The sequence below is a fragment of the Flavobacterium sp. LK-23 genome (assembly GCF_058135255.1).
In genome coordinates this window covers 149470-175662 of the sequence record NZ_JBYUVT010000003.1, presented here as the reverse complement: position 1 = coordinate 175662, position 26193 = coordinate 149470, and the positions used below count along the sequence as shown (strand labels likewise).

The 26193-nt window shown below is 33.9% G+C and carries 19 protein-coding genes; 14 read left to right on the top strand and 5 right to left on the bottom strand.

All coding sequences use genetic code 11. The features are described from left to right. Positions 1-120 precede the first annotated feature (120 nt). Together AC3Y25_RS06340 and AC3Y25_RS06335 are read left to right on the top strand one after the other, a co-directional pair. Complete coding sequence (locus tag AC3Y25_RS06340) at positions 121-1089, top strand: hypothetical protein (RefSeq protein WP_489902145.1); 969 nt, start codon at positions 121-123, stop codon at positions 1087-1089. A 132-nt stretch (positions 1090-1221) separates the two neighbouring features. Next, positions 1222-1638 carry a lipocalin family protein gene (locus AC3Y25_RS06335; RefSeq protein WP_489902144.1) on the top strand — a complete coding sequence of 139 codons (417 nt, stop codon included), beginning with the start codon at positions 1222-1224 and terminating at the stop codon, positions 1636-1638. Positions 1639-1726: 88 nt separating this feature from the next. On the opposite strand, the gene AC3Y25_RS06330 is transcribed toward AC3Y25_RS06335, so the two are convergent. Together AC3Y25_RS06330 and AC3Y25_RS06325 are read right to left on the bottom strand one after the other, a co-directional pair. After that, positions 1727-5746, bottom strand: coding sequence for a PAS domain S-box protein (locus AC3Y25_RS06330; RefSeq protein WP_489902143.1), 4020 nt, complete (start codon positions 5744-5746; stop codon positions 1727-1729). A gap of 12 nt (positions 5747-5758) precedes the next feature. Further along, complete coding sequence (locus AC3Y25_RS06325; RefSeq protein ID WP_379796668.1) at positions 5759-6205, bottom strand: response regulator; 447 nt, start codon at positions 6203-6205, stop codon at positions 5759-5761. 503 nt (positions 6206-6708) lie between these two features. On the opposite strand from AC3Y25_RS06325, the gene AC3Y25_RS06320 reads away from it, so the two are divergent. After that, positions 6709-8154, top strand: a complete 1446-nt coding sequence (locus AC3Y25_RS06320; RefSeq protein ID WP_250836990.1) for a glycosyltransferase family 2 protein — start codon at positions 6709-6711, stop codon at positions 8152-8154. A gap of 264 nt (positions 8155-8418) precedes the next feature. Here AC3Y25_RS06320 and AC3Y25_RS06315 read toward each other — a convergent pair whose 3' ends face one another. Continuing rightward, positions 8419-9132: an AAA family ATPase gene (locus AC3Y25_RS06315; RefSeq protein WP_427874822.1), complete on the bottom strand. Its 714-nt coding sequence runs from the start codon at positions 9130-9132 to the stop codon at positions 8419-8421. A gap of 29 nt (positions 9133-9161) precedes the next feature. Beyond that, positions 9162-9893: a YggS family pyridoxal phosphate-dependent enzyme gene (locus AC3Y25_RS06310; protein ID WP_427874821.1), complete on the bottom strand. Its 732-nt coding sequence runs from the start codon at positions 9891-9893 to the stop codon at positions 9162-9164. Positions 9894-10053: 160 nt separating this feature from the next. Between AC3Y25_RS06310 and AC3Y25_RS06305 the strand changes: the two genes are divergently transcribed. Beyond that, complete coding sequence (locus AC3Y25_RS06305) at positions 10054-10317, top strand: DUF2024 family protein (RefSeq protein WP_095929017.1); 264 nt, start codon at positions 10054-10056, stop codon at positions 10315-10317. Between the two features lie 89 nt (positions 10318-10406). On the opposite strand, the gene pdxR is transcribed toward AC3Y25_RS06305, so the two are convergent. Further along, positions 10407-11816 carry a MocR-like pyridoxine biosynthesis transcription factor PdxR gene (gene pdxR / locus AC3Y25_RS06300; protein WP_489902142.1) on the bottom strand — a complete coding sequence of 470 codons (1410 nt, stop codon included), beginning with the start codon at positions 11814-11816 and terminating at the stop codon, positions 10407-10409. A gap of 203 nt (positions 11817-12019) precedes the next feature. On the opposite strand from pdxR, the gene AC3Y25_RS06295 reads away from it, so the two are divergent. From AC3Y25_RS06295 to AC3Y25_RS06250, 10 genes are all read left to right on the top strand, one after another. Next, entirely contained in the window at positions 12020-12613 is a 594-nt protein-coding gene (locus AC3Y25_RS06295; protein WP_489902141.1) for a murein L,D-transpeptidase catalytic domain-containing protein, read from the top strand. Between the two features lie 508 nt (positions 12614-13121). Further along, the gene (locus tag AC3Y25_RS06290) at positions 13122-13715 is read left to right on the top strand and encodes an RNA polymerase sigma factor (protein ID WP_489902140.1); all 594 of its coding nucleotides are present in this window, start codon (positions 13122-13124) and stop codon (positions 13713-13715) included. Positions 13716-13871: 156 nt separating this feature from the next. Then, on the top strand, positions 13872-15020 hold the full coding sequence (locus AC3Y25_RS06285; protein WP_489902139.1) for a FecR family protein: 1149 nt from the start codon (positions 13872-13874) through the stop codon (positions 15018-15020). A 173-nt stretch (positions 15021-15193) separates the two neighbouring features. Beyond that, on the top strand, positions 15194-18511 hold the full coding sequence (locus AC3Y25_RS06280) for a SusC/RagA family TonB-linked outer membrane protein (RefSeq protein WP_489902138.1): 3318 nt from the start codon (positions 15194-15196) through the stop codon (positions 18509-18511). Between the two features lie 10 nt (positions 18512-18521). Then, positions 18522-19970, top strand: a complete 1449-nt coding sequence (locus AC3Y25_RS06275; protein ID WP_489902137.1) for a RagB/SusD family nutrient uptake outer membrane protein — start codon at positions 18522-18524, stop codon at positions 19968-19970. Positions 19971-19981: 11 nt separating this feature from the next. After that, positions 19982-20749: a DUF4843 domain-containing protein gene (locus AC3Y25_RS06270; protein ID WP_489902136.1), complete on the top strand. Its 768-nt coding sequence runs from the start codon at positions 19982-19984 to the stop codon at positions 20747-20749. A 30-nt stretch (positions 20750-20779) separates the two neighbouring features. Further along, positions 20780-22270, top strand: a complete 1491-nt coding sequence (locus AC3Y25_RS06265; protein ID WP_489902135.1) for a PKD-like family lipoprotein — start codon at positions 20780-20782, stop codon at positions 22268-22270. Positions 22271-22352: 82 nt separating this feature from the next. Next, the gene (locus tag AC3Y25_RS06260) at positions 22353-23222 is read left to right on the top strand and encodes a thioredoxin family protein (RefSeq protein WP_489902134.1); all 870 of its coding nucleotides are present in this window, start codon (positions 22353-22355) and stop codon (positions 23220-23222) included. Positions 23223-23228: 6 nt separating this feature from the next. Further along, on the top strand, positions 23229-24701 hold the full coding sequence (locus AC3Y25_RS06255; RefSeq protein ID WP_489902133.1) for a retropepsin-like aspartic protease: 1473 nt from the start codon (positions 23229-23231) through the stop codon (positions 24699-24701). Positions 24702-24727: 26 nt separating this feature from the next. Then, positions 24728-26110, top strand: a complete 1383-nt coding sequence (locus AC3Y25_RS06250; protein WP_489902132.1) for a TlpA family protein disulfide reductase — start codon at positions 24728-24730, stop codon at positions 26108-26110. Positions 26111-26193: the final 83 nt, after the last annotated feature.

The window sequence follows — 26193 nt, the reverse complement described above, 5'->3', positions numbered from 1 at the left end:
CAAAGTAACAACCGTTTTGAGCCTGTGTTGATACGGATTTCCAGGATTTCCTGATTCTCCGATGATGTCCGATAAAAACTTGAAAAAACTGATAATAAATCCTGAAAATCCTGTTAGCCTATGAAAAAAATTACTCAAGAGGATATTGAAAATGATTATAAAGAAGCGATTCGAGATAAATATAGAGTTGAGAAAAGTGATGGGAAATATGCACATTATTTAAGTAATCCTTCTCAAGCTCTTTTAAGAGATTTGTGCTGGGAAATTTTTAATTCAGAACCTAAAGCTGATGACTTAGCAGTTTATCGTACTTTCTTTAAAACTGAATTTATTCCAAAAGAGCTTGACACCTCACAGCAATACACTGATAAGTTTAAAAAAGTGGGTGCCTTTTTTAAGGCAGAAAGAGAAACTGCAAAAATTAGTACTGTAGATTTAGCCGCTATTTTGGTTGATTTTGAGAATCGACCTTTTAGAAAATTTGTTAAAAAAGGATTTGAACCTGATTTTTCTAAAAATGAAATTAATTCTACTACTAATGAGGAAGAAATAAAAGAAGTAAGTGTTGATATCGTAGATGAAAGTTTTGAGGAAGAGGCCCAAAGTGTTCAAGCGGAAGATTTACCTCTTGCTTTAAAACCAAAATCAACAAATGTATTTATAGATGCAAGGGAGAAAATTTTGCAAAGGTTTAAAGAGAAACTAAAGAAGACTATAATTGCAATAGCTTTAATTTTTTGTTTAATAACTGCTGTGTTCTATTTTGCTTTCTTTAAAAAACACTGTATGCAGTGGACGGGGAATCATTATGAAGTTGTAGATTGTACTTCACCTAATGAAGGTAATAACTTAAATGAAGTAATTCCATTAAATAAAGATCTTTTGGATTTTAGAAAAATAAAAGCGTGCGATACAACAAAATGTTTTCTAACTAATGGGGAGGCTATTGTTTGGTATGGAAAAACAGCTAATGGAATTGATTTTTTTAATAACAATGGAAATGGTTGGCACCCAGAGAATAAAAAAGCGCTTCGTCCAATGACTGATTATATGTTTAAAAGATACTTAAAGGGAAAGCCTTGCAAGTAATATTTTGTTAATTTTTTTAAAATATCATAAAATGCGATTTATGTAAAATATTCCTAAAATCATGGAATTTTTTGTAAGTATATCCTTTTAATTTAGCATTATTGAATTAAATAAATAAAAAACAAACAAATCATGAAAAAAAGAAGCATATTATTCGTATTAGCCTTAAGCGCGGGAATGTTCGTAACCTCTTGTAGTAACGACGATAATGAAGGAGAAACAATTGTACCAATTCAAGGTAAATATAATCTAAGCCAAAGAGGAACAATTGTAGACGGAAAAGAAGTATTGGTTGACGCACCAGAAAATGCAGCAGGATGTAATAGAGATTATTTAGATTTAAGATTAAGTAATGCAGCAGTTATTGGTGACTATAGTGGATCTGATTGTGCTTTAACAGAAACTACTGGAACTTATGTAAGATCTCATAACGATTTGACTATTACTGTTGGAAATTTAAGTTCAACAAGCGATATTATGAACCTTACTAACAAAGAACTTAAAATTAAAGACAAAACAACTGGTATTATTACTGTTTATACTAGATAATAAAATTGTTTTGAGATAATTTCAATTTGTTTTGAAATGGAAAACGGAAACTCCAATTAAGAAGTTTCCGTTTTTTTATGGAGTAAAATTAATTGACGGGAATATAAATATCAAAAGAAGCTCCTTCGTTGTGAATGCCAGAAGCGGTTATAATTCCGTTGTGGTTTTCTACAATTTTTTTTACAATAGCAAGTCCGATTCCTGTGCCGTTATAACGATCTCTGCCATGAAGACGCTGAAAGACTTCGAATATTTTTTTGTTGTATTGCGCTTCAAAACCAATTCCGTTATCTGAAACTTTAATGTGGCAATATTTTTTGGCCGGAATCAGTTTTTCTTCTTCTAAATCTTGACCAAAAGCAATTGTGCTTGTAATTTTAATTAAAATCGGAATTTCAGGATTTGAGAATTTCAATGAATTACTGATTAAATTATATAGTAATTGCTTGAATTGAAACGGAATAACATCAACTTCAGAAGTTTCTCCAATTTCAATTACGGCACTTTTCTGTTCTAATTCTTCCGTTAAATCTTCTTTAACCTCCTTAATAATTTGGCTAAGATCTGTCTTTACAAAAATTCGTTCTTGGCTATTTGTTCTAGAATAAGCCAATAAATCATTAATCAAAGTCTGCATTCGCTGTGCGGCATTCTGCATTCGTTTAAATTTATCTTTTCCGTTTTCAGATAAATTTTCCGATTCTTTTTCGATAATCTGCGAAGCAAAAGTCTGTATTTTTCGAAGCGGTTCCTGCAAATCATGACTGGAGATATAAGCAAAGGACTGAAGCTCTTTGTTCATTTCTTCCAATTCATTGTTTTTCTGCTCTAGCTCGAGTGCATTCATTTTTAATTTATCATCGGCTTTTTTTCTTTCATTTAAATCGTGCGTCACTTTAGAAAAACCAATAACATCGCCTTTTTTATTATGAACAGCCGTTATCACTACACTTGCCCAAAATAAGCTGCCGTTTTTACGTACGCGCCATCCTTCATGAATCACTTTTCCTTTTTCTCTTGCAATTTGCAAAAGTTTTTGAGGCAGATTATTTTTTTGATCTTCTTCGGTATAAAAAATTGACAAATATTTGCCGACAATTTCTTCTGTTTTATAGCCTTTTATTTTTTCGGCACCAGCGTTCCAATTCTCAATAATACCTTCACGGTTGAGGTACAAAATAGCATATTCCTGAATTTCTTCGACCATTAAATGATAACGTTCTTCACTTTTTTGGAGTGATTCGTTGATCTGTATGAGTTCTTTGGTACGAGCAGTAACCTGCTGTTCGAGTTCGTGAGTAAAAGCTTTTTCGGTATGAATGTCGGTAAATGCACCAACCCATTTTAAAATTTTATTATCAGGACCCAAAACAGGTTCTCCAATAACGGTATGCCATCTGTACGAACCATCTTTTCTATGCATACGTACATCGCAGCGATACATTTCTCCGGTTGCAAGAGCATGCTGCCAGATTTTTACATTTTCGTCAAAATCATCAGGATGAATCATTTTCTGCCAAGAACCTTCGGCTCCAGGCTCTATTCCAGTATATTCAAACCATTTTCCTGAGGTAAAAAGTGCATTTCCTTCTGCGTCGGTTTCCCAGATTAGCTGCGGAATACTTTCGGTAAGCGAACGGAATCTCTTCTCGCTTTCTTCTATTTTTTTTCGGGCTTCGACTTTTTCAGAAACGTCAATTAATGTCATTCTAATTCCAGAAATCGAATTGTCACTTTCGCGCAGCGGGGCAAATTCAAAATCAACATAAAATGAATTGCCGCCATTTTCACTAGCAATAAAAAGTAAAGATTCAGATTCTGAATACACTTCGCCAGATTCGTAAACTTTACTTAATAACTTGGCATATTTTTGTTTGTTGAGTTCGGGAAATAATTCGAGTATTTTTTTTCCTTCAACTTCAGATGCTTCTCTTTTCCAAATATTATGCAGTAAAACAAAATTGGCCATTTCGATTACAAAATCATCTCCACGCAAAATAGCTTTTGGAACAGGCGATTGCATAATAAGATTGCGTAGTTTCTTTTCGCTTTCTTCTATTTTTTGCTGGTATTTTTTTTCTTCGGTAATGTCCCGAATAGTTCCAATTAATTTTTGAGGCTGATGGTTTTCATCATAAAAAACTTTTCCTTTTCCTTCAATCCAATGTATAGATTGATCCTTCCAGATAACACGAACCTCATAATTTAAAAATCCAGAACTTAGAGCTTCTTTAAAGCCTTTATTTCGAATATGTAAATCATCGGGGTGAAGATGCTCCAACAACTCTTCGTGAGAAAGCATTACATCTTCGGTATAGCCCCCAAGAATTTGCAGATATCTTTTGGAATAAGTAGGTATTCTGGTTTTAACATTCAATTCCCAAGTTCCCAATTCGCTGGCTTCTACAACAATTTTAAGACGATCTTCGTTAAGTTCGATTTTTTTTCTGGCTTCCACTTTTTCGCTTACTTCGGTAACCGTAACCAAGATTCCCGAGATTGTTCCGTTTTCTTCTTTTAAGGGATGATAAAGAAAATCAAAATAAGCAGTTTCGATTTTTCCGTATCGGTTTAAAGGAACAGGAACTTCAATGCCGTGAAACGGAATTCCAGTTTTTAATACATTGTCTAATAAATCGCTAACGGTTTCTTTTACTTCTGGAAGAGAATCATACAATGGTCTTCCGACAAAAGATTCCTCTTCTCGAGCTACAAGTTTAAGATAAGCTTCATTGGCCATTTCCACAATATATTCTGGGCCTCGAAGAATTGTGATGCCAACAGGAGCTTGTTTTACGGTATTACGGAAACGTTTGTCGCTTTCTTCAATTTTTTGTTTTGCCAAGTACAAGTCTGTAATTTCTACAGCGGTATTCATTACACCGTAAATTTTACCAGTCAGATCATATAAAGGCGTAAAGCTGTAATTGAAATAAAAAGATTGCAATTTATTATCGATCATAAGATCAATACGAGAATTTCTCGAATGAAAAGATTGTCCAGTTTCAAAAACCGACTCAACTTGTTCAAATACCGACTGGTTTTGTAGTTCGGGGAGAATTTCTCTGTAGGTTTTTCCAATTACATCTGGGCCTTTTCCCCAGATTTTTATAATAGATTCATTTGCGAGTTCAATACGCATTTCTTTTCCGACATAAACACCAATCGGGAAAGGGGCGTTTTCAACCAGTTGTCTTATTTTTTGTTCGCTTTCTTCCACTTTAGCACGAGCCAAAACTTGAGCGGTAACTTCTGTAGCAATTGCTGCAACGCCAGAAATACTTCCGTCTTTTTCGCGTAAAGCTTCGTAAACAAAATTGATATAAGTATTTTCGGTTTGACCGTTTCGATTTAAAGGAATAAAAAGTTCTTCTGTGATGACTTTTTTCCCAGAGATAAAAACGTTTTGCAGAATTTCATCAAGGCCTTGTTTTTTTAATTCGGGAAGAACTTCAAAAATAGGTTTATTAATAATGTTTTCTGCTTTTGCATCCCAAAGCCTCAGCATTTGGTCGTTAGCGATTTCAACGATATGATTTTCACCTCTAAAAATGGACATTGCCACCGGAGCTTGCATAATATTATTGATGAATCGTGCATTACTTTCATGCAAAGCGTCTGCAACGATTTTCTTTTCTGTGGTTTCAATAACAGTAACCAAAATGCCTCCAACAGATCCATCTTCTATTTTTATGGGACTGTACGAAAAATCAAAAAAGCAATCTTCTGTATAGCCATTTCTATTAAGTGGCACTTTGAAATCAGGGAAACTTACTGCATGTCCTTTCATGACATCGGTAAATAAAGGCCCTATGGTATCCCAGATTTCTGCAAATGTATCTTTAGAACTTCCGCCTAAAGCTTCTGGATGTTTAGAAGCGCCCAAAATAGGACGAAAAGCATCATTATAGATTTGAGTATAATTTTTTCCCCATGCAATGTACATTCCAAACGGATTGCCCAGCATCATTGCAGTCATTGTTTTTAAACTTTGAGGCCACTTTTCAGGATTACCCAAAGGGGTTTTACTCCAATCTGCGGAACGAATTAATTCTCCCATTTCTCCACCTTCGGAAAGAAAATAATGTTCCTTTTGTTTGCGGTTCATTTTCAGAGAGGATTAAGGTTGCAAAATGAAATTAGCTCTTTCGGGCTGTTTGAAACTATTTTCGGGTGCAATGGTTAGGGCTTTTTCTATTACATTTTTGAGTTTAGAAAATTCTCCAGGCTTTCGAATATAAAATGAAGCGCCTTTTAGATATAATTTATCAACGATTTCGCTGTCTAGCGAAGTAGAAAATATAATAATCGGCAGATTTTTTAAGTTTTCGTTGTCTTTTATTTCAGCCAGACATTCCAAACCATTTTTTAGTGGCATGTTTAAGTCTAAAAAAAGGACATCAGGAAGATTGGTACTATTAGTTTTTAAATAATTCATCAATTGCACGCCGTCGTGTACCACTGATAGAGTTGTGCTAATTGTTATTTCGTCGAGAGCTTCTTTAAAGAAAAGGCAGTCATCTTCGTCATCATCAGCCAATAAAAGATAATAATGCTCTTTGGTCATTTTTTAGTCTCCTTAAAATTTAGTGTTTGAATTTTACTAGGATAAATTTAACTTTTTTCAGTAAAACTTCTTGTTTTTTTATGAAGAATGTTTTTTAAAAGACGTAAATAAACGTAAAATTAGATTGTTTTCTTTCTTTTATGCAATTTTAGTTTAGTAATTACGTTTTATTCATTCTTGTTATTTTATGTTTTTAAGACACGCTTTTTGAGATTCTTATTTCTTTACCAAATAGAACAGAAAATACTGTAAACCCTTCTGGAATCTCGCTTCTTTCATTTAAAAAATCATCTTTTTAGTGTATACCCGTATCCAAAAAGTGTAAAATAATTACACACTCTTTTTTGATCTTATTTTTCTAAACGGCTCTATACCAGTTTAAAACCGTATTGGCATGCCGCTTGCAAATTGTGTTAATGTCAAAATTTCTAATGTATCCGTTTTTGAAAGGAAGAAGATTTTGCTAAAAGCCCAATTAAGGAAATTAAAAAAGGAGTATAAGCATGAAAAGCGAAACAATTATCTCAGAACAATTTTATGCGAACAGCAGTTCAGCTATCAGCGAAAAAACATTAAACGGTTCTTTTTTTAGAACCAACGAAAAATCACAAAAAGTACATGTAGAAAGACCAACAAGTCCTTTCGGATTAGCGGTTCTTATTGCAACCTTCTTATTATTAATTGCAGGTGTCTTTATGGTAATTCAATTGCAAGATGATTTCGAACAATTTCATTTTGAAAGAATTGCTTCGACTTGGGGATTGCCATTTTTAATAATCACAACAATATTGTTTTTCTACCAAACAGGAGTTTTCTTGTATAGCTCTTATTTGTACTTAAGATACAAAGCAATTCCGTCGGTTTCAGACGATTTATTGCCAACTTGTACGATTATCGTTCCTGCATACAATGAAGGAAAACTAGTTTGGGATACTTTATTGAGCCTTGCAGAAAGCGATTATCCAGCAGAAAAACTACAGCTTTTGGCTATTGACGATGGAAGTAAAGATGATACTTGGTATTGGATGCAAGAAGCAAAAGCAAAATTAGGAGATCGTGTAACGATTTTTCAGCAGCCTAAAAACCAAGGAAAACGCCAAGCGTTATACAGAGGATTTAAATTAGGAACAGGAGAAATTTTTGTAACTGTAGATAGTGATTCTATTGTAAAAAAAGATACTCTAAGAAACCTAGTTAGCCCATTTGTAGTAAACAAAAAATGTGGTGCCGTTGCAGGAAACGTTCAGGTTTTGAACAACAAAAAAGCAATTTTACCAAAAATGCTTAATGTAAGTTTCGTAATGAGTTTCGAATTCCAACGTTCTGCAGAAAGTGAATTAGGTTCTGTATTATGTACACCAGGTGCTTTGGCAGCGTACAAAAGAGATGCCGTTTTCAACTGTCTTCCAGAATGGATCAACCAAACTTTTATGGGGCAGCCATCAGATATTGGAGAAGATCGCGCTCTTACCAATATGATTTTAAAACAAGGTTTTGAAGTGAAATTTCAAAGAAATGCAGTGGTATTAACCAATGTTCCAGAAGAATACAAAGGATTATACAAAATGTTCATTAGATGGGCGAGAAGTAACGTTCGTGAAAATCTTATGATGGCAAAATTTGTTTTCAAAGATTTTAGAAAAGATTCAAAATTTGGACCAAGAATGCTGTTTTTAAATCAGTTTTTTAAAATTGCAATGACGTATCCATTTCTATTGTTTATGTTTTACTTTATCGCGGTTCACCCCGTGTTATTTTTAAGTTCAACATTAATGGCAATCTTAATATTTTCAAGTTTTTCAATGTTGTTTTACGCAAAAAGATACACGCTTTCAGAATCTTTCTGGGCCTATTCTTACAGTGTTTTTTACACTTTCAGTTTATTCTGGATTGCGCCTTATGCCATTGCAACAGCCAACAAAAAAGGCTGGTTGACAAGAGGACTATAAATTTAGTACACTATTCATTCTATTATATAAAACTCCGCCCAATGAAAACCCGCTGTAGTGTCAGCGGGTTTTTTTATTAATAGCATTTTCATTCCTCAGGAATGCTAAAATTGAAATTCCCTCAGCAATTATACGTTCCGTAGGAACGTCTGGTTGGTAGTAGAATTAAAATTTAGATTGCGGTTATACGTTCCGTAGGAACGTTTCGTCGGTAAAAAAAATAAAATGAAATGTTCCTATGGAACATATAAAAAACGAGAATTTTTATGCGTTTTGTTTAGAATCCAAGGCAGCAATAATCTGCCTTTTCATTGTGGTATTGGTATAATCCAGAGCTTCGGCATAAGAAACAGAATATTTTCTGTCTATGTTTTGAAAATGTTCTGGAAACGTGCCTAAAATCTTATCGTAATAAATATCCAACTGTTTTTCTGAAGGCATTTCATATTTCAAGCGAAGTTGAAATCTTCGCAGTAAAGCGCTATCTATTATTTCGTAATGATTGGTTGCGCAGATCAATAAACTATCTGAAGGGAAATAATCAAAAAGCTGAATAATTGTGTTGACCAAACGTCTCATTTCGCCCACATCTTTGTCGTCGCTGTCGCGGCTTTTTCCAATTTGGTCAAATTCATCCAAGAATAAAACGGCTCTTTCGCGAATAGCTTTATCAAAAATAGCTTTTAAGTTTTTAGAAGTTTCGCCTATCCTAGAATCGACAACAGTGCTGAGGTTGACTATGATAATCTTTTTGTTTAAAGTATGGGCAATCGCTTTTGCGGTTGTCGTTTTACCGCAGCCAGAACTACCGTGCAGTAAAATTTTATTATCGACTTTAAGATTGTATTTTTTTAATTCTTCGATATATTGATGTTCTTTGATAATCTGAAGCAAAGCGGCTTTATTTTCATCACTAAAAAATAAATCGTCTAAAGCAATTTTTTCAGTATCAATTACGGTAAGATCATTCAGGTTCATCTACTTTTAATTTGCTGCAAAATTAAGTTTTATTCTGCAATGTTTTCGTTCCAGATTTCTTTTCCTAAAAAACGGTTTCCAAAAATTGACGTGCCAATTCTTACCATATTAGAACCTTCTGCAATGGCAAGTTCCAAATCTTGAGACATTCCCATAGAAAGTTTTAAGTCTTGTAAGCCTTCGATCCTTTCTGAATAAATCTCATCTCGTATGGTTCTTAGAAGTCGTAACGACGGAATCATTTTTTCTTTTTCAACATCCAAAAGCCCAATGCTCATTAAACCTTTAATATTCAAGGTTTCGTACGTTTTTATCTTTTTAATGAAAGATAAAACGTCTTCTGGTGCCAATCCGAATTTGCTTTCTTCGTAGGAAGTATTGACTTGAACAAAAACATCCAATTTTCTGTTTTGGTTCTGAAGCTGCTTGTGCAATTCATCAGCCAAATTGATTCTATCCAAAGATTGAATGCAAGTAACATATTTCAATACATCTTTTATTTTGTTCGTTTGGAGATGTCCAATAAAATGCCTTTCAATAGGTAAGTTTTTCAAAACATCATTTTTATCTCGCAATTCCTGCATTTTGTTTTCGCCCATTAAAGTTTCGCCAGCTTCTATCGCAATTCGTATTTTTTCGGCAGGAACAGTTTTGGTTGCCAATAAAAGCTGAACATCTTCAGGATTTCTTCCAGCAATCTTGCAAGCATTTTCAATACGCTGATGCACTTTAATTAAATTAAAAATAATATCGTTTTTCATATTGCAAAATTAAATGGAAACCACAAAATTCTACTGGACCAGTACATCTCAAAAAATGAAAAAACTGGATGATTTTCAACTTTTAAATCCAATGTAAATTTGCATCATAAAACAATAAAACTTAGTCCCTTAGCGGCTTAGTAACTTAGAAACTTAGGAAATGAAAATAGCAGTTTGGGATACCTATGTAACCCGCAAAGACGGAAAAATTATGCACTTTGATATTTTGGTAGACGAAAATGTTAACGATGCAGAGCAAGTATACGAATATGGAAAAAAGTACCTGAAAAGTGTTGCGCAAGAAGGACAGACTTTGTCTTCTAAAGAATGTCGTTTTTGCCATATTGATAAAGCGCCGATTGAAGTAGAAAATCAGATTCGAGAAAATGGTTTTTCTATTATTGAAATGGAAAACTGTAATTAGTTTTTAAAAGAAACTGATGACTAGAAAGTCTTCGACTCCGCTCAGCCAGACAGCGATTTATGTCACCCTGAGCGAAGTTGAAAGGCTTTTTATAACAATTTAGAAAGCGCTATAATTCCTTCTTCCATTTGTTTTTCAGAAAGAGAAGCATAACCCAGACGAAAACCTTTAATGGTTTCATCAAAACTAAATCGGTTTGGGCTCATGATTTGAATGCCTTGCGATTTTAGCTTTTCAAATATTTCTAAAACATTACAATCTTCTTTTGGAACAATCCAAAACGCAAGTCCGCCTTCGGGTTTGATGAACGTAATTTTATTTTGAAGATATTGATTTAACAAGCTTTCGAAGAAATCTCGTTTGCTTTTATAAACCAAATTAGCCTTTTTAAGGTGGCGCTTTATTTTGCCTTCATTAATAAGGCTTAAAATTGCTTCTTCCATAATATTGTCACCTTGGACATCGATGATTTTTCTATGATTTCCAATCTTTAAAACGTTCTCATGTGAACTGACTAAATATCCAATACGAAGCGCAGGAGCAACAATTTTGCTGAAAGTGCCAATATAAATATAGTTTTTCAGACCCGAATAACTCGAAATAGGAAGTATTGGTCTTAGTCCGAAATGAAATTCGTTATCGTAATCGTCTTCAATAATCGTAAAATGATATTGATTGGAAAGTTCGATCAATTTTAATCTCTTTTTTAGAGACAAGGTAACAGTAGTTGGAAATTGATGATGGGGTGTAACATAAATGGCCTTTATATTTTTATGCTGTACATATTTTTCGACTTGATCGATATCCAATCCATCCGATTCTATATTTACAGGAAGTAGAGTTGCACCTGCATTTTCAAAAGCTTCCCAAGCGGGTTTGTACCCAGGATTTTCAACCAAAACAAAATCGCCTGATTTTAAAATACAATGAGAGGCAAGATACATCGCCATTTGACTTCCGCGGGTAATACAGATTTGATCGTGCGAAATACTCATGCCGCGTTTAAAATTGAGCATTTGAGCAATTGATTTTCTGAATTCTAAATTTCCCAACTCGCTGCTGTAACCCATAATCTGCCAACGTGATTTTCGGCTAAATAATTCGCGATACGCTCTAGCCAAATCATTCATTGGTGCCAATCGGCTATCAGGAAGTCCGTCGTCAAAAACTAAAAAATTTTTAGGATCTTCAACTTCAACTTTTTGCTCTTTTTCATTTTCTGACGAATGACTGATTTTTGGCAACGATTCTGTTACAAAAGTTCCTTTTCGGTCAATGGTTACCAGCCAGCCTTCAGCAGTTAAAACATCTAAAGCTTCTACAACAGTATTTCGATTTACTTTCAGTAATTCAGCCAATTGTCTGCTACCGGGCAATGCATTTCCGTTGACCAGTTTTCCTGTTTTGATAGCCTCAATTACAGCATCTGCAATCTGCAGGTAAATCGCTTTATCTGATTTTTTATCTAAATGAATTTGTAATGGCCAAGGTCGAAGCATCTGGACTGTTTGTTGTTGCTAAATTAAGTTTATTCAGTAGTCCAAAATTAACTTTTTTTGACGGAATAATAATAATATTTATGCTAAAAGAAATACCTTATTTTGTTGTTTTTTAGACTTTTAGGAAACATTTTTTCGGAACTCTCATTTTAATTTTGCATCGTCAAATAATTGATTTTTAATGTTTTAAAAATGATGGGTTTATGAAAATAGTAAGTATAATAATCCTAATAACAGCGTGTGTTTTTGGCAACCCAAAACCAAATGCAGAAAATACGATAGAGGATTCTGATATAGAACGTTTTAATCAACAGATTGAAAATGTCAAAAAAATGAGCGCTTCTGGAGTTTATAATTCTAAAATCGCATTTTTTATTGATATGAGAATTAAATCGGGTAAAAATAGATTCTTTGTTTATGATCTTGAAAACGACAAAGTAATTGATGAAGGATTAGTAGCAAATGGCGCAGGTTCTGAAACGGGTGTAAAAGGAGAATTGAAATTTAGCAACGAACCGAATTCTAAATGCACTTCGCTTGGATGTTACGCAATAGGAAAATCGTATAGAGGAATGTTTGGAAAAGCTTATGTTTTAAAAGGGCTAGACCAAACGAATAATAATGCCGTTAAAAGAATGATTGTATTGCATTCATATTCGGCAGTTCCAGAAGGAGAACAGGATCATTATATTGCCCTTAGCCAAGGCTGTCCCATGGTTAGTGAAGTGTTTTTTAAAAGACTTGAAAAAATTATCGATAATTCGAAGTCGAATATTATCCTGAATATTTATTATTAATTAGAAAGAATTGTTTCTTAAGGAAACTAAATTTGAATGCAGAAACAGATTCGCTATTGCGAAAGCGCAGATTAACAGAGATTTTTAAAAATTAGTTTTTATCCGTGTCTTCGCTATAGCGAATCTGTTTTATCCGTGTCTAATTTTATATTTCTTTTTTATTTTAGAAATTTTGAGTTAAAAAAGATAGCCTGAAAAGACTCAATTTTATATTTAAAGAAATTGGCTACGGTATTTTTTTGAAATTTAATAAAAATACAATATTAACGCAACAGCGTTTTAAATCTATTATTTTAAAATATTCATTTTATTTTAATCCTGAATCTTACTTAAACTTAAAAAACATGAAGGTTTTATGGGTAGAATTGAAAAATTTATAAAGTTTTTTTATTTATAAAATTATGTTTTCTTGCAAAAATAAAGATGCGTTGATGAGAACAAATTAGGATTATTAACGGAATTTATTAAGTTTGTTGCGAATTATTCAATCTCCATAAACAGCCTATCATTGCCCAATACCATCTTAAATCAGGATCAAATTTTAATCGATCGCCTTCGTGGCGGCGATGAATTGGCATTGACAGAATTGTATAATAAATTTTGGCAGGCACTTTTTATATCGGCTTACAATGTGATTAAAGACAAAGAATTGTGCGAAGATATTATTCAAGATATTTTCATGAATATCTGGCACAACCGCGAAAAAATCGAAATTCATATTTCACTTAAAGGGTATATGTATGCCTGCGCGAGATATCAGGTTTTTAATCATTTGAGAAAAAATAAAGACAAAGTTCATGTCGAACTTTTTGATGATGTAGAAAAGCGTTTTTTATCTACAACCCCAGAAACACAATTAATGCACGACGAATTGGTGCAGCAGCTTAATGTAATCATTGCAGGACTCCCTGAAAAATGTCAAGCTGTTTATAAGTTGAGCAGAGAAGAACAGCTAACTCATAAAGAAATTGCCGAACGACTCAACATTTCTACAAAAACAGTCGAAAATCATATTACAAAAGCGTTGCATACGATTCGATCTTCTATGGGCGAAAGTATGAGTATGGCCATGATTTTATGGCTCACAAAAAATATCTTTTAGCAAAAAAATAAATGGAGTGTTTGGACTGTCGATGTGTGGTTTTTCTTCTTTTTTAATTCTTTTTCAAAAAAAATCAATAAAAATGCAATTGGGACTAGGGGGTATATGCCTTTTAGGTTACTTACTCTATATACTCCCGAAATAATACAATAAAAAATGAAAAAAGAGGATTTCTTACTGTTACTAAATAGATATCTTTCCGGTGATACTAATCTCGAGGAGAATAATAAATTATTGAATTATTATGAAAGTTTCCAGACAGATAAAGATTGGGACGAAGCTTTGGGGTCTAAAGAAGAATTAGAATTTAGAATGAGAAACCGTCTTCAAAATGCCATTCAATCTGAAGAATTTAAAGTAATACCAATTCAGCCATTCTACACCAAAACAGCTTTTAAACTGACTGCAATGGCGGCGTCATTGTTATTGCTGATTTCAATTTCATTAATAGTAAGCAAAACAAATCCGCTTAAGATTGAGACTCCGCAAGTGGCGCACAAAGAAATCCTAATAGGAAGCGACAAAGCAACTCTGACTCTGGAAGATGGTTCTGTAATTGCCTTAGAAAAAGGAAAATCATATACAAAAGGAAATGCTTCTAGTAACGGAGAAAAGTTAGTTTACAATTCAAACGGAAAATCTGCAGCAATTGCGAATAATCTTTTAACGATTCCGAGAGGCGGGCAGTTTTTCGTGCAGTTGGCAGATAGTACCAAAGTATGGCTGAATTCGGAATCACAATTAAAATATCCTGTCGCTTTTGTTGATGGAGAAACCAGACAAGTAGAACTAGTTTATGGCGAAGCTTATTTTGAAGTATCGCCAAGTACCAAACATAAAGGTTCGAGATTTAAAGTAAAAACTGAAAATCAGAATGTAGAAGTAATTGGAACCGAATTTAATATTAAAGCTTATAGAGACGAATCTGCTATTTATACCACTTTGGTCAAAGGAGTTGTAGCAGTTAGCAATACTAGTAAAAAACAAATTCTGACTCCAAACCAGCAATCTAAAATAACAGAATATAACGGAAATATTAATGTTTCTGAAGTTGATGTCTATAATGAAATTTCTTGGAGAAAAGGTTTGTTCGTGTTTAAAGGAATGCCTCTAAAAGATATTGCGAGAGTATTGTCAAGATGGTACGATGTTGATATTGTCTTTGCAGATCCAGCGCTTGGCAATGTCAAGTTTAATGGGGTTTTAAATAAGAATCAGAAATTGGAAGACATATTAACCACGATCAAGAATATTAATTTTATTAATGCCTATGAGAAAAAAGACAATAAAATTATAATCAAATAAAAAAGAAAAGGGATTAAAGTTTAGACCTCTCACCGTACTGCGCTTTATCCCTTTCTGTGTATCAACCAGTAAGTCCGTTTTATTAACCAACCAACCAATTAACATGTAAATTTATGAAATTTAAATTAACCAGTGCCTATTTCTATTTTAGAAAGCGGCTAATTATTAACATTATGAGAACTTTTATCTTCTTGTTTTGTACTACAATTTTTGGTTTTTCTCCCGTAAATCTATTTTCACAAAACACGAAAGTTGTAATTACAGCTGATAAAACAGTATCTGTTGACGAAGTTTTTGACATCATTATAAAACAGACCAATTATACTTTTATTTATCAGGAAGATTTATTTAAAAAATTGCCTAAAGTACATTTAAAAAAAGGAAAAATTAAGGTCAATGATTTATTAGAAGCCAGTTTCTCTGATAAAGATTTTGATTTTAGTTTTTCTGCTGGAAATACGATTATTGTAAAAGAAAGAAAAGCAGAGAAAGTTGTCGTTCAATCTAAAATAATCGAAATTAAAGGAACAGTTACCAATGAAGCCAAAGAGCCACTGCCAGGAGTTAACATTAAAGTAAGAGGTACAAATGTTGCTGTGCAAACTGATTTTGATGGAAAATATACAATTAGTGCACCAGAAGATGGGCAAATTTTGTTTACCTATATCGGTCACAAAGCGCAGGTAGTGGAGATAAACAAAAGAAAAGTAATCAATATTACACTAGCACAAGAAACTAAAGAACTTGTTGGAGTTGTAGTAAATACAGGGGTTACGGTTCGTAAGAAAGAATTAATTACTGGTGCAGTTACTGTTTTTAGAGGTGAGGAACTAAGACAGATTTCTACTCAAAATGCGGTACAGGCTTTAAAGTCATTAGATCCGTCTTTTATTGTGGTCAATAATAATATTGCAGGTTCAAACCCTAATATTCTGCCAACAATCGAGGTGAGAGGACAGACAAGTTTAACGGCCAATCAGGTTGACAGTCAGTTTAGAGATGATCCAAATCAGCCTTTGTTTATTCTGGACGGATTTCCAACTACTTTACAGCAAGTTGTCGATTTGGATATTAATAGAATTGCGAGCATCACTTTATTAAAAGATGCGGCATCTACAGCATTATACGGTTCGCGATCTGCAAATGGAGTTGTGGTTATTGAAACCAATAAACCTCTTCCTGGAAAACTGCAGTTTAATTATGTGTATAATTCTTCTTATGAATTAGCAGACTTAAGTGTTTATCATTTAATGAATGCAGCACAAAAATTAGAATTTGAAAGACTTTCAGGCGCATTCATTGTTAAGGATGGAACTGCCGAATCTACTCCATTAACTTGGGATAAAGAATATAACAGACGTCTGGCTGCAGTACGCAGCGGTGTAGATACGTATTGGTTAAACGAACCGATCCAGATGGGAATTACTTCTGGACACAGTTTGAATTTTGGCGGAGGCTCTGATGAGTTTAGATTTAACATTGCTGGAAATTACAAAACGCTGACAGGAACAATGAAAGGCTCTGAGCACGATACTTGGGGTTATAATACGACTTTGACTTACAGAAAAAACAAGTTAAGTCTTAACAACCAGTTTTTTGTTTCAGGAGGAACGAATCAGGAATCTCCATACGGTTCATTTGAAACTTGGGCAAAAGCAAGTCCGTATTATCCAAAGTATAACGAAAATGGAGTGATAACACGTTATATGGATGGTTCGTCATTGCCTTTAACTAGTTTACAAACCATTGTAAACCATCCGGCAAATCCGCTTTACAATGTCTTTTTAGGAAGTTATGACAAAGGAAAAGACTTTAATTTTACGAATAACTTCGCTATTAATTATGATGTAAACTCGCATATCAAGGCAACTGGAGCTCTATCTGTTTCAAGATTGGATAACTACAATGTCGTTTTTGTTTCTCCAGACGATACTCGTTTTGTAAATAACATTGCGACAGAAAAAGGAACGTATAACAGGTATGATGCCATTACCGATAAATGGAATGCAAATCTTGGTGCAACGTACTCAAATGTTTTTAAGAACGTTCATTCTTTTAATTATACAATTAGAGCTTCGGCTTTAGAGACAAAAAACAATTCTTATAAAACATCTTTAAGAGGATTTCCTCTTGGTGTTGGTGGAAATCCAACATTTGCTTTTGGATATGAGCCAAATGGGAAGCCAGAAGTTTATACAGAATTGATAAGAAGTGTTGATTTGACTAACCAGATTAACTACGCTTACGACCGCAGATTTTTATTCGATTTTACTCAGACCATTTCTGGAGCGACAAACTTCGGAACAAACAAAAAATATTCACCTTATTGGGGAATTGGTTTTGGGTGGAACTTAAACAATGAGTTTAAAATGAATGAAGATATTGTCAATATTTTTAAAATTCGTGCCAATATCGGTCAGACTGGAAATCAAAACTTAGTGGGTTTTACTTCTTATGATGTATATGCTTATAACCCAAATACAAACGTTTTTGGTCCTGGATTAGGAGTCTCTCAAATTGCAAACCCCAATTTAGAGGCACAAAGAACCAAAGATTTGTCTTTAGGATTAGATCTGGCTATGTTTAGAAACAGATTTACGATGACTCTAGGAGCTTACAAACGTAAAACGTCTCCACAGATTGTAGCGATCGATCTTGCAGCTTCAACAGGACTTAACGGTTATCCTTTAAATGTTGGGTATTTAACTACTCAAGGATTAGAGTTAAAAATGAACTACAATTTTATCTATGATTTGAGCAGAAATTTTGTTTGGGGAATAGGTTTAATGGGAACGACAGGAGATAATGAACTTGGAGGTTTTGGTAATGCATTGGCTTCTTTAAATTCTGAGGCACAAAAAACAACCAGTTTAACGAGATATTATGATGGAGCAAGCAGCAATGACCTTTGGGCTGTACCTTCATTAGGAATTGACCCAGCAACCGGAAGAGAAATTTTCTTAAAGAAAGATGGTCAGACTACTTTTATTTTGGATAAAAAAGATGAAGTAGTAATGGGGAATTCTAGAGAAACCGCTACAGGAGTAGTTTCTACAAACTTAAACTACAAAGGTTTTAGTTTTGGATTGTTTGTGCGCTATAGTTTTGGTGCAGAAAGATTTAACTCTGCCTTGTACAACAAAGTAGAAAATATATCAAGAGATAATATTTTTGATAATCAAGATGTGAGAGCTTTTACAGACCGTTGGACAACTCCTGGACAGATGGCACAATTTAAAGCGATCGGACTAACCAATAATACTCCAATCTCATCCCGTTTTATCCAAAAAGATGATTACATCTCTGGAGAATCTATTCGCTTAGGCTACAGATTAACAGATAGAGCTTGGTTAAAAAGAAACGGATTAACTGCTTTAGGATTTAATGTTTTTGCAAACGAATTCTTCCGTGTTTCAACCATAAAAGCAGAACGTGGTATTGATTATCCTTTCTCAAGAATATATTCTTTGAGTCTTAATTTATCATTTTAATAAAGAGATTATGAACAAGTATTTATATAAAATTACATTCCTTTTGCTTGCTTCTTTTGTTGTAGTAAGCTGCAGTGATTTTTTGGATGTTGTGCCACAAGATAAAATTTTAGAAGATCAGGCATATAGCTCTGAAGCGGGTGTGCAAAATGTACATAACGGACTTTATCTTCAGCTAGCTGTAAATAATCTTTACGGCAGACAGCTGACTATGGATGCAGTGGAAATTTTAGGGCAGCAGTATAATATGTCTGGATCGCATGTTAAAAACAAAATATCGACGTATTCGTATGAAGAAACGCTTTCTAAAAATACTTTTGCTGGAATTTGGCAAAGTGCTTTTACAACTGTTTTGTCTGCAAATAAGTTTTTAGAGAGTATTGAGGAACATCCTGAAGTTATTTCAGCCGAAAAAACAGCTATTTTAAAAGGAGAAGCAATCGCCATTCGTGCAATGATACATTTTGACATGTTAAGAATGTACGGGCCAATTTACAAAGTAGCGCCAGCAAATCCATCAATACCTTATTACGATGCTGCCGTAACTGTAAATAACCCGATTTTGCCCGCTCAAGATGTTATTGCAAAAATTACTGTCGATTTAGATGCAGCAATAGCTCTTTTAGCAAATGATCCGATACTGACTACAGGAAAAATCACGGGATCGACAGCGTTTGATGGCAATCCGTATTATTCCGTAAACCGCGGACAAAGAATGAATATACTGGCGGTAAAATGTTTGAAAGCGAGAGTTCTTTTATACGCTGGAGATAAAACGGGAGCTTTTGCTCTGGCAACTGAAATTATAAATTTTGTAAAAACACAGTCTTTTATTTATTGGACTCCATTTTTAGAAGCGACAAACACTTCTAATCCAGATCGTATTTTTTCTACTGAAAATTTCTTTGCGCTTAGTGATTATACTTTGTATACCAAGCAAAAAGCACTTTTTGATTCTAGTTTAGACGAGTTTAATATTTATGCGCCAATGCTGAGCAGAATAAATGCTGTTTTTGAGTCTAATGATAACGATTATAGAAGCTTGCCAAGCTGGAAAATTCCAATTACGGGAGGAAAAACCCAGAAGACATTTTTTAAATATGAAGATGTAACAGACAAAACGAAACTTTTCCGTCTTCAGATTCCAATGTTGAAATTATCAGAACTGTATCTTATTGCAGCAGAAACGGCGCCCGTGCCAGCCGATGGTATAGCTTTTTTAAACACACTGCGATTTAATAGAGGTTTGACCAATTTAGCCGCGACTGCAGTATTGGCTACAGAAATTACAAAAGAGTACAGAAAAGAATTTATAGGCGAAGGGCAATTGTTTTTCTACTACAAAAGAATCAATTCGACTGCAATTCCAAATGGTTCTGCTGCTTCAGGGAATGTTACCATGAATGCAGTTAAATATGTAGTGCCATTACCAGAATCGGAAGTTAATTTTCAAAACTAAAAAAAGTAATCATGAAAAAAATATTGATTTTAAGTATTCTTCTTTTTTCTCTGTTTGGCTTAACATCTTGCGATAAAGAAGAAATTGAAACTTATAAAGCTACCAATAACATTTATTTTCCGCTTGCTGTATTTCCAGCATACAACAATGCACCGCTTATAGACAGTACAGGATTCAGTTTTAGTTTTGATGAAGCTTCTATTACCGGAAGAATTTATAGAATTCCAGTACAAGTTCAAGGAGCCGTAAGTGATGTTGACCGTCAAATTAAAGTTTCTGTAGATCCTTCAAGTACCGCAGTTTTAGGCACACATTTTTCTTTGCCCGAAAATATTGTGTTGCACGCTGGTAGAGAAATAGATTCTATTCCTGTAAGAGTTAACAGAACTTTAGATTTAAAAGATAAGTCCGTAACATTAGTTTTGAATTTGGAAGAAAACGATTTTTTTACTGTCAATATGAAAGACAGGATAACAAATGTTTTGACACAGAAAAAAATTCACTATACGCGTTTTAAGTTGACTTTTACAGACAAGCTTACACAGCCAATAAGTTGGCAACCAGGAATATTTGGAGTATTTACCGCTAAAAAATTCTTTTTAATGTGTGATCTGATGAATCTGGAACCAGAAATGTTTAACCTGCCTACAACTGCGCCAGGACTTTCAATACCTGAAGTCTTGTATTATGCAAGTTTTATGAAACGTTATCTGGCCGATCAGAAAGCCAATGGCAATACTATTTATGAGGAAGACGGAAAAGAAATGTTATTTCCTTAAAACCATTCTTTAATTTAAAAATATAAAGTGATGTTTAAAAATATAAAAATACAGACAGCCATAATAGCACTTCTCTTCTTAGCATACGGATGTGTAAGCGATGAAGGAAATTACAATTATGAGAAGATCAATGAATTTAATGTAACAGGAATACAAGAAGAATATACGGTTTATACGGGAGATTATTTTAAGATAGCACCCGAATTAAATCCAACTTTAGATGATGGCAAAGATCCTGACCGATATGAATATAAATGGGTTGCGGTAAATCCTTTAAAACTGGTTGACGAAGCAAGGACAACTATTGCGACTACAAAAAATTTGGATGGGATTTTAAAATTACCGCCGGCAAAATATAGTCTTTATTATTTTATCAAGGATAAAGTAACGGGAGTCAACTGGCAGCAGCCCATTATTACCTTAAATGTAGTTTCGTCTATTTATGAAGGATGGCTGGTTGTGGGAGATGTAGACGGAAAAGCTCGACTAGATATGGTTTCTGTAATTCCAGGAATTCCGCAGCCGCGTATTATAAATGATGTGTTAGATGTTGCTGGATCTGCATTGAAATTAAAGGGAAAAGCTGTAGATGTAGAAACTTTTAGCGGGCCTTTGCCAGGAAGTATCATTTATGGAATCTATGTAACAGCATCAGAATCTGGAACAGCAAGATTAGAACCCGATTCTTTTGAATGGAATCAGACCATGAATATTGCATATGAAACCGTTGGAGGAAGTTTTCCAACCAATTTTGCAGTAGATTTTATGAAATGTCCTATTGGATCAGAAAATTTCCTGTATAAAGATGGTGATATTTATTATTATAATAGAGCACAGCAAATTAGATATGGATTGCCCCAAAATAAAGTAGATCTAGAAACTAAAACTTTCTATGCAGCTCCTTTTATCGCAGAAAGTTCATCGGTAGGAACCCCTGTCTTTTTTGATGCTGAAAAACATCGTTTTCTGCGTTATAATACTTCAAAAGGAACTTGTTCGGCTATGCCTCCGGTAACAGCTTCTCCAACAACACTAGATTGGAATAATCCCAACTGCGAGCTGGTTTATATGACTACATCAAATTTTAATTTGAACGAAAGTTTTGCCGTATTAAAGAATATTTCGACAGGTAAATTCTTTTTGCTTCGTTTTAATACAAGTGCCGTACAAACGTATTATAAAGAGATGCTGAATGCGCCTGATTTAGATAAAGCTACAAAATTTGCCGTAAGTCCAGATGCTGGATATTTATTTTACACAGTCGGAAACAAAGTGTATGAGTACGACAGCGGAACGCAATCTGCAAAATTAATGTTAGATAAAGGCAATGAAGAAATTACCTATCTAGGTTTCAGCAAGAGAGGAAAAAAAGAGATTCTAGGCAAATTAATTGTGGGTTCTTACAGTACAACAGGAAAGTTAGAATTGTATACCGTACCACCTGTAAACGGAAATTTAATTTTGGAAAACAGTTATTCAGGCTTATGCAAAATTGTCGATGTTACTTATCGTGTTCGATAATGATAGAAAGTTAAAAATCTAAAAATAAAACCGAATGAAGTATAAATCTCATTCTTCATTCGGTTTCTAAAAACCACATTTTATGAAACGTTTTTTTAAAATCGCAAGCGCAGTTTTGCTGCTTGCCAGTCCATCTATTGCCTTAAAAGCACAAGCGCAATCCACTCAAGAAAGTTGGGAACAAGCTAAAAAACAAGCACAAACAGAGAAAAAATTAATTTTTGTCGATTTGTATTTCACAGGTTGCATGCCGTGCGCACAAATGGACAAAGAAGTATTTCCAGATCCAAAAGTTGCGGCGGTTTTAAATACCGATTTTGTGACCTTCAAATCAGATATTTTAAAAGAAGAAATCGGGAAAAAATTATGCATGAAATATGGCGTAACTGGTTTTCCAACTTTTTTATTGATGAATTCTGATGGAAAAATAATTGACATTGCAGGCGGTTTTCATGACGTAGAGCAATTTACTGCCTTGCTTCAGAACGCGAAAGAAGCGGCCAAAAAAGGAATTTTCAAAAAGTACAGTCCTGAAATTCAAGAAAAAGAGTATCCAGATTTTTACAGACAAGCCTATCTAGACGGAAAAAGAAATGTACCTTTTGAGGTTATTGATACGTATTTGAAATCTAAGGATGCTTCTGAAGAGGTTTCTTTTGTAATCATTACTGGATTAAGAGTAGGAAAACAATATGACGATCCATTTCTTTTTGCGAGTAAAAAATTAGCGACAGATTATGGAAGATGGAGCGTTACAAATCATGTATTTACGATTCTGCAACGCAAGAAAAAAGAGTTTGAGAAAAAGAATGATTTGAAAGGATTTACAGCATTAGTAAATGATTCAAAAGAACTTTATACGCCAGAAGAATTTACAAAATATTCAGGCATTCTATTGAAAGATTTCGGAGTAGAAAAAGTGGTAGTGAAACCAAATACGGCACAAAAGTAAACCGAAATGAAAAAGACATTCCTGCTTTTAATATTGATTTTTGGCAGCTCAATTTATGCTCAAAACGACATTCAGAAATCTATTAAAACTTTCGAAAAAGCCTTTCAGAATAAAAGTTATCAAGAAATGAAAGATCTTCTGGCGCCACAATTTACAGTTGGCGTTGGAGATGCTTCTTCAAACGAATTTTATCTGAATGGTATTTTTAAAGCATTTCAAGCTTTAGACTCAATTCAGATTGGAAAATCTGTGGCGATTAAAAATGAAACTTTTGTCTTGGTAGATTTCTGTTTTAATGGAAAGGAGAAAAAGCCGTCTCAAATTGTTTTCAATTCAGAAAATAAAATGCTATACGTGACTTTTTTTGATGGTTTGTATAAAGTGGATCGACACGCGCAAGTAAAAGAAGTAGCAAGTATTCCATTTGAAATTATCGAAAACGGAATCGCCATTAAAATAAAACTTAACAAAGCCGATCGCGAGTTTTTAATGCTTTTTGATACGGGCGCCGACGGAATGGCGCTCAATCCAGACAGCGCGTACAAAGCGGGAGTTGTGGTTACCAAAAGTAAATCGGCGTCTGTAGTTGGTGGAAGTCAGCAAGTGCAGTATTCGGCAGATAATACGATTTATATTGGCGATCAGGTTCTAAAGAATCAAGGTTTGGTTATTTTTCCGAAACATGGGATTTACGACGGATTATTTGGAGCCAATCTGCTTCGCAATTTTATTACTTCTGTCAATTTTCATACCATGACGATTGACTTGTACAATTTTGGAAATTTTACGTATTGGGGAAAAGCAAAGCCATTGGTTTTTGATTATAAATCGGGACTTCCGGTAGTAAAAATGAATCTGACTTTTGAAGATAAGAAAACAGTCGAAGGCAGTTTCACTTTTGATACTGGAGCGGGTTATGATTTAATTGCTTATGGCCCTTTCAATCATAAAAATAATCTAGAGGCAAGCTTAAAAACCGAGTATACGTCTGTGAATTACAGTCTAGGAAAACAAACCAAAATTGTAGGAGGAGCCATTCCAAATGTTGCCATAAATGGAAACAATTTTCCAAACGTAACAATTGCTTTGCAAGAATATGACGAAGCTAATAAAAACTGGGCTTTCGCCGATGGTTCTCTCGGAATTGACTTAATCAGACGATTCAATTTTACAATTAATTTATTGGATAAAACCGTTTATCTCGAACCGAATAAAAGTTTCAAAAAAGCTTCTTCTATCTATTTAGGCGGACTTATTTTAGATTTTGACGAAAACCAAAATCTTATTGTAAAAAGAATTATCAATCAGGAAAATGAAGATTTGAAGAAAGTCAAAATTGGCGCCAAAGTCACACAAATCAATGATTTTGAAGCCAAGGATTTATTGAATTCTGAAAATCTTAAAAAGCTGAAAGAAACCAAAGAAAGTAAAGACTTTATTATAGAACAAGGCGATCAATCCATGCGAATTTCAATTTAAAATATCAATCCAAAAACAAAGAAACAATGAAAAAACACATTTTTTATTTCATTTTGACCTTTATCACGGTTCAAATGAGTTTTGCTGCCAACCTTTCAGAATATGCAGTAATCAGAGGGACAATTTCAATTCCAGATTTCAAGGCAAAAGAAGTTACGCTTTATAGTGTCGAAGAAGGAAAGCCAGCCGTTGCCGCTACCGCAAAAGTTAATTCGCTGGGGGAATTCGGCTTTATGACACCAGTTTCAGCTGCTGGCTTTTATTATATCGATTACGGACAATTTAAAAGTAGAAACCAATTAATCCGTTTGTATTTAGAACCAAAATTAGACATCAATCTTGTAATCAATAAAACGAATTATGTTTTGAGCGGGAAAAATGTCGGACAAAATGCCTTAGTTCAAAAAGCAAATGAAATCTACAACGATTTTGCGCCTTTCGCGAGATTGGGAGGAAATGAAACCTATGTAGAATTTTATCCTTTCATTGATAAAGGTGTGGCTAAAGCAGAAGAATTTTCAAAATCAATAAAAACGAAAGATGCTAACTTTAATAAGTTATTAAAATTGGCCGTTGCAACAGATGTTGAAGAATTGACTTATACTTTTTTTAGAATGCCAAGAACCGCATTTCCAGACAAAGACGATCGTCCAGCAGTAATCAAAACATGGCAGACAGACAAAAAGTTTACAGATCCAGATTTACTAAAATTGCAAAACGGCGTTTCTTTAATGTCAAATTATTTCTTTTACGTAACTATGAATTCTGGTGATGCACCAAAACGTTTAGATTTAACTGAAGCAATTACCCATATTACAGATTCTGCTTTAAAAGATGTTTATTTACGTGATGCAGTTGCAAATTCAAGAATGAAAATTGAAGAATACGAAAAAATCGCACCAAGCATAAAACCGTTTATGATTTCTGATAATAGCAAAGCATTTTTATTAGAATATGAAAAAGTATTGCATAAAAACGTTGGTCAGAAAGGATTAGATTTTACATATAAAGACATTAACGATAAAGCGGTTTCGTTTTCAGATTTTAAAGGTAAATTTGTTTACATCGATTTATGGGCAACTTGGTGCGGACCTTGTAAAGCAGAGATTCCTCACATGAAAAAAATCGAAGAAGATTATCACGGAAAAAATATTGTTTTTGTAAGTCTTTCGTTAGATAAACCAAAAGATGCTCAAAAATGGAAAGATTACGTTACCAAAGAACAATTAAAAGGTATCCAGTTAATGGCCGATAAAGATTTTGGTTCTGATGTGGCAAAAAATTATGATGTAAATGCCATTCCGAGATTTTTATTGTTTGATCCAAAAGGAAACATTATCAATGCAGATGCACTTCGTCCGTCAAATCCAGAGTTGAGAGTGCAACTGGATAAATTATTGAAGAGCTAAATAAGCACCTAATAATATTTTAACACATAGAATCATAGATCAAAAAAATGGAGAAAGATATTTTTAGAATCAAGATTTTCCAC

Excerpts from the sequence above, each read along its gene's own strand:
- AC3Y25_RS06340 (WP_489902145.1), top strand. The coding sequence starts at position 121 with ATGAAAAAAATTACTCAAGAGGATATTGAAAATGATTATAAAGAAGCG.
- AC3Y25_RS06335 (WP_489902144.1), top strand. The coding sequence starts at position 1,222 with ATGAAAAAAAGAAGCATATTATTCGTATTAGCCTTAAGCGCGGGAATG.
- AC3Y25_RS06330 (WP_489902143.1), bottom strand. The coding sequence starts at position 5,746 with ATGAACCGCAAACAAAAGGAACATTATTTTCTTTCCGAAGGTGGAGAA.
- AC3Y25_RS06325 (WP_379796668.1), bottom strand. The coding sequence starts at position 6,205 with ATGACCAAAGAGCATTATTATCTTTTATTGGCTGATGATGACGAAGAT.
- AC3Y25_RS06320 (WP_250836990.1), top strand. The coding sequence starts at position 6,709 with ATGAAAAGCGAAACAATTATCTCAGAACAATTTTATGCGAACAGCAGT.
- AC3Y25_RS06315 (WP_427874822.1), bottom strand. The coding sequence starts at position 9,132 with ATGAACCTGAATGATCTTACCGTAATTGATACTGAAAAAATTGCTTTA.
- AC3Y25_RS06310 (WP_427874821.1), bottom strand. The coding sequence starts at position 9,893 with ATGAAAAACGATATTATTTTTAATTTAATTAAAGTGCATCAGCGTATT.
- AC3Y25_RS06305 (WP_095929017.1), top strand. The coding sequence starts at position 10,054 with ATGAAAATAGCAGTTTGGGATACCTATGTAACCCGCAAAGACGGAAAA.
- pdxR (WP_489902142.1), bottom strand. The coding sequence starts at position 11,816 with ATGCTTCGACCTTGGCCATTACAAATTCATTTAGATAAAAAATCAGAT.
- AC3Y25_RS06295 (WP_489902141.1), top strand. The coding sequence starts at position 12,020 with ATGAAAATAGTAAGTATAATAATCCTAATAACAGCGTGTGTTTTTGGC.
- AC3Y25_RS06285 (WP_489902139.1), top strand. The coding sequence starts at position 13,872 with ATGAAAAAAGAGGATTTCTTACTGTTACTAAATAGATATCTTTCCGGT.
- AC3Y25_RS06280 (WP_489902138.1), top strand. The coding sequence starts at position 15,194 with ATGAGAACTTTTATCTTCTTGTTTTGTACTACAATTTTTGGTTTTTCT.
- AC3Y25_RS06275 (WP_489902137.1), top strand. The coding sequence starts at position 18,522 with ATGAACAAGTATTTATATAAAATTACATTCCTTTTGCTTGCTTCTTTT.
- AC3Y25_RS06270 (WP_489902136.1), top strand. The coding sequence starts at position 19,982 with ATGAAAAAAATATTGATTTTAAGTATTCTTCTTTTTTCTCTGTTTGGC.
- AC3Y25_RS06265 (WP_489902135.1), top strand. The coding sequence starts at position 20,780 with ATGTTTAAAAATATAAAAATACAGACAGCCATAATAGCACTTCTCTTC.
- AC3Y25_RS06260 (WP_489902134.1), top strand. The coding sequence starts at position 22,353 with ATGAAACGTTTTTTTAAAATCGCAAGCGCAGTTTTGCTGCTTGCCAGT.
- AC3Y25_RS06255 (WP_489902133.1), top strand. The coding sequence starts at position 23,229 with ATGAAAAAGACATTCCTGCTTTTAATATTGATTTTTGGCAGCTCAATT.
- AC3Y25_RS06250 (WP_489902132.1), top strand. The coding sequence starts at position 24,728 with ATGAAAAAACACATTTTTTATTTCATTTTGACCTTTATCACGGTTCAA.